The 4238-nt window shown below is 65.3% G+C and carries 7 protein-coding genes; 1 reads left to right on the forward strand and 6 read right to left on the reverse strand.

Annotation, left to right across the window (positions count from 1 at the left end; genetic code table 11):
• From CCR95_RS00600 to CCR95_RS00620, 5 genes are all read right to left on the reverse strand, one after another.
• On the reverse strand, positions 1-214 hold a 214-nt coding region (locus tag CCR95_RS00600), incomplete at its 3' end, for a PLP-dependent transferase (protein ID WP_201090934.1).
• Between the two features lie 55 nt (positions 215-269).
• The gene (locus CCR95_RS00605) at positions 270-626 is read right to left on the reverse strand and encodes a DsrE/DsrF/TusD sulfur relay family protein (RefSeq protein WP_201090936.1); all 357 of its coding nucleotides are present in this window, start codon (positions 624-626) and stop codon (positions 270-272) included.
• A 47-nt stretch (positions 627-673) separates the two neighbouring features.
• Complete coding sequence (gene trxB / locus CCR95_RS00610; protein WP_201090938.1) at positions 674-1666, reverse strand: thioredoxin-disulfide reductase; 993 nt, start codon at positions 1664-1666, stop codon at positions 674-676.
• A 53-nt stretch (positions 1667-1719) separates the two neighbouring features.
• Positions 1720-2418: an ArsR/SmtB family transcription factor gene (locus CCR95_RS00615; protein ID WP_201090940.1), complete on the reverse strand. Its 699-nt coding sequence runs from the start codon at positions 2416-2418 to the stop codon at positions 1720-1722.
• Positions 2419-2567: 149 nt separating this feature from the next.
• Positions 2568-3026: a rhodanese-like domain-containing protein gene (locus tag CCR95_RS00620; protein ID WP_201090941.1), complete on the reverse strand. Its 459-nt coding sequence runs from the start codon at positions 3024-3026 to the stop codon at positions 2568-2570.
• 143 nt (positions 3027-3169) lie between these two features.
• Between CCR95_RS00620 and CCR95_RS00625 the strand changes: the two genes are divergently transcribed.
• Entirely contained in the window at positions 3170-3862 is a 693-nt protein-coding gene (locus CCR95_RS00625) for a cation diffusion facilitator family transporter (protein ID WP_201090942.1), read from the forward strand.
• Positions 3863-3894: 32 nt separating this feature from the next.
• Here CCR95_RS00625 and CCR95_RS00630 read toward each other — a convergent pair.
• Positions 3895-4238: rhodanese-like domain-containing protein (locus CCR95_RS00630; protein ID WP_201090943.1), on the reverse strand; the 344-nt coding region annotated here is incomplete at its 5' end.

Here is a 4238-nt window from a genome sequence, read left to right on the forward strand (position 1 = left end):
TGGTCTCCAGCGACTGAATCGTCGGGTTCAGACCATAGCGGGTGTAGAGACTGCCGGCGACGCGACCTTCAACGACGTCGAGCACGGCCTGCGTCGAGGGAAAGGCGAAGGTGGTGGTCGTATAGATCGGCGTGTGCGGGCTGCCGTGGGCATCGGGCCACTCGCCGGCGTGAACACAGCGGGTGGCGAGGGCGGTGGGCGGGGTGTCGGTCATGCGGGCGGTTCTCCGGATGGTCGGCGCGGGGCACCGGCGGGAAGCCGGTGCTACGTTAGAAGGTCAGCACCTGGTCGCTGTCGGCCACCCATTCAGCCAGGGCCGCCATAGTGGAGGACTCGGCGCCCTCGAAATAGGGGTGATTCTTGTAGATGCCGCAGCGCGCCATGCAGGTGCCGCAGACTTGCACCGGCACCCCGCGCGCGATCAGGGCCTTGAGCATGGCGGAAAGATCCTGGTCGTAGCCCTCGGGCGGCCGGCAGACCTCGCGCGCCAGATCGACCGCGTCGTTCATCAGAAAGAGCCGCACGCCCTGGCCCTGGTCGGTCAGGGTCGCGGCCAGACGCAGGGCGTTCCAGGTGACATCGGTGTGGTCGTAGGGCTCACGGTTGAGAATGATCAAAATTGTCATCGAATGGTTCCTGATTGATCGGATGGTTGGTTGCGTCGCTGGGTTGATCAGGGTCTTCCCGACGCGGCAAGGAAACCGGCGGGCGACGAAGGAAGGCTGTCGAGATAGCGCTCGGCGTCGAGCGCCGCCATGCAACCGGTGCCGGCCGAGGTGCAGGCCTGGCGGTAGACGCTGTCCTGCACATCACCGGCGGCGAACACACCCGCCAGACTGGTCCGGGTTGCGTTAGCGTGACGACCGCCCTCGGTGATGAGGTAGCCGCCATCCATCTCCAGTTGGCCGGAGAAGAGGTCGGTATTCGGCTTATGGCCGATGGCGATGAAGACGCCATCGACAGTGATGTCCCGCATCGCCCCGTCGAGCCTGTGCTTGAGGCGCAAACCGGTGACGCCGCTGTGATCGCCAAGGACCGTGTCAAGGACGTGATTCCAGAGCAGGCTGACCTTGCCGGCCTGTTCGTGGGCAAACAGCTTGTCCTGCATGATCTTTTCGGCGCGCAGGGCGTCGCGACGGTGGATCAGGGTGACGTGACTGGCGATGTTGGCCAGGTAGAGGGCCTCTTCGACGGCGGTATTGCCGCCGCCGACCACCGCGACCGGCTTGTTGCGGTAGAAAAAACCGTCGCAGGTCGCGCAGGCGGAGACGCCCTTGCCCATGAACGCCTGCTCGGAGGGCAGGCCGAGGTACTGCGCCGAGGCGCCGGTGGCGATGACCAGCGCATCACAGGTATAGGCCCCGTTGTCGCCGATCAGGGTGAATGGGCGTTCCGTCAGCGTGGCCGTGTGGATGTGATCGAAAATGATCTCGGTGTCGAAACGGCGGGCATGCGCTTCGAGATTGGCCATCAGTTCCGGTCCCTGGATGCCGTTCGCCGCGCCCGGCCAGTTGTCGACATCGGTCGTCGTCATCAGTTGGCCGCCCTGGGCGATGCCGGTGATCAGCACCGGCTTCAGATTGGCGCGGGCGGCATAGACGGCGGCGGTATAACCGGCTGGGCCAGAGCCGAGGATCAGTAGTCGATGGTGGGTCGTTGAGGGCATCTGCTTTCCTGGTCGTCATCATGCAACGTGCATTGAAGTGGATGAGGTAGCGATCAATTGGACGATTCCGGGTCGCTTGCGGCGGCGTCTTCGAGGTGCTCGACGGGCAAGCCGTGAGCGAGCCATTCGTTAACACCGTCTTCGATACGGGCGGCGCGAAAGCCCCGCGCGCGCAAGAGTCCAACGGCCTGCTCGGACATCAGGCAGAAGGGGCCGCGACAGTAGGCGACGATCGGCACATCGACGGACAGGGCGTTCAGGTGATGTTCCAGCTCATCGAGTGGCATGGAGCGCGCGTAGGGCAGATGGGCGCTGCGGTACTCGGTCTCCGGGCGCACGTCGAGCACCAGGACCTCCCCGCGGCGGGCCTGTTCGAGCAGCGTCTCGCGGGAGACACCGGTCAATTGCGCCTCGGCGTCGACCAGTTGCGCCAGAGCCACGCGCAGCTCGACCAGATGACTCTCGGCGACATCGCGCAGCGTCGCGAGCAAGGCGCCGACATCGGCGCCACTCGCGCGATAGACCATGAAGCGCCCCTCACGCCGGACCTCGACCAGCCGCGCTTCCCGAAGCGCTTTCAGATGGGCGCTGACCAGCTTGACATCGCCGCCCGACTCGCGCGTCAGGGCGTCCACGGTCTTCTCGCCCTGGGCGAGCAGTTCCAGCAATTCCAGCCGTTTCGGGCTCGACAGCGCCTTGCCAATCCGCGCGACTTGCTCGTAGAGCAGCTCTTTGAGTTGTCGTTCTTTCATTCTTTTAATCTAACGATTCTTAGAATATATGGCAAGCGATTCTTCCTGGTTCGGGAGGACCGTGGCGGTGATCCGCTTCGCTTGTGCGGAAGGGCGGCCCCTTTTCTCCCGTGTTGAAGACCCGCGCCCGATCAAGAGGCCGTTACCCCTCACTCCCCGGCTGGGTTCAGCGCGCGTCGATTGGCCTCGAATCCGCCCTTGGCTTTCCATCCCTCCAGACCGTCCTGCAAGACCCGGACGTTGTCCCAGCCCAGCAGGCGCAAGGCGAACACCGCCTGCGCCGAGAGTGAGCCTGTGTTGCAGTAGATGACGACAGGCTTCTCCCGCGAGATCTCGTCACGTTGGGCCACGGCCTTGCGCCACTCGATGTTGACGGCCCCCGGGATGTGGTCCGCCTCGAACTGCGCGGCGTCCCGGGCATCGATCACGAGGAGGTTGGGCCAGTCCTCGGCCGGGATCTGCTCGGGCAAGATGATGCTCGAACCGTACTCGGCAAATTCCAGATGCTCCTCGATGGCTGCGGCGAGGGACGCTGTGTCCTCCGCTTGGATCGGGAGGGCCAGGAGCGAGAGGGTCGCGAAGGCGGCGACAAGCGGCTTGTGGATCATGGTCTTGGATCTCCGGTTCATATTTTTCAACGAATGAGCTGAATATCTCCTCGTGCACATCACAACCGTCATGTCCTGGCCGCACTTGAAAGCAGACGGCCCGGCTGGAATCTCACTCGAATCTACCCAGACGGTGAAGGTCGATGCCGAATTGCTGTGAAGACAAGAGCTGCGAGGTCGACGCGCTGCGTGCGAGCCATGGGCGGGTGCTCTGGAGCGTGCTCGCGATCAATGCGGTGATGTTCATCGTCGAGGGCTGGGCGGGGCTGTTGGCTCACTCGACCGCGTTGCTCGCCGATTCGCTCGATATGCTGGGCGATGCCCTGGTCTATGGCTTCAGCCTCTTCGTGCTGGCGCGCTCGGCGCGCTGGCAGGCGGGCGCGGCGCTCGCGAAGGGCCTGTTCATGCTGGCTTTCGGCCTCGGGGTGCTGGGCGAGGCGGTTGACAAGGCGATCCATCCCGTCCTGCCCAGCGCGCACACCATGGGCCTCATCGGCGCGCTGGCACTGGCCGCTAACCTGGTCTGTTTCTTACTGCTCTATCGCCACCGCAGCGACAATCTCAATCTGCGCTCCACCTGGCTGTGCTCGCGCAACGATCTGGTCGCGAACCTCGGGGTCTTGCTCGCGGCCGCCGCCTGTGCGCTGCTCGTCTCGCGTTGGCCGGATCTCCTGGTGGGCGTCCTCATTGCGGGCCTTTTCCTGCGCTCCGCGTTCGGTGTCCTGACCGAATCTGTGCGCGCCCTGCGCGCGCCACCCGCGCCGCCCCAGATGCCGCGCTCGGTGAGCGTGCGCCTACTCGACGGGACAGGCCGCCCTCGTGAGGTCAAACCCTGAGCATCAATGACGGAGTCAGTCGTCCGCGCGGCTTATCGGAAAAACCTGGCGTCGGATTGGCGCTCGACGGGCCAACTGCGCGCGTGCCAGGCGGTCATGCCGCCCTGCACCACTTGGGCGCGGGCGAAGCCGCGACGCGCCAGGAGGTCGGCGGCCTTGGCCGAGCGCCGGTCGGTGCGGCAGAGGATGGCGATGGGGCGTTCGAGGTCGGTGCCCAGTGCGTCAAGCCGCTCCGCCAAGGTCTCCAGGGGCAGACTCAGGGCGCCCGCGAGGTGTCCCTGCTCGCCGGTGAAATCGGCGGCGGGGCGCACGTCCAGGATGAGCAGCGGCTCGCCGCGATCCAGACGCGCCTTGAGCGCGTCCACGTCGATCCAGG

The organism is Thiocystis minor (assembly GCF_016653465.1).
In the GTDB taxonomy this organism is placed as follows: domain Bacteria; phylum Pseudomonadota; class Gammaproteobacteria; order Chromatiales; family Chromatiaceae; genus Chromatium; species Chromatium minus.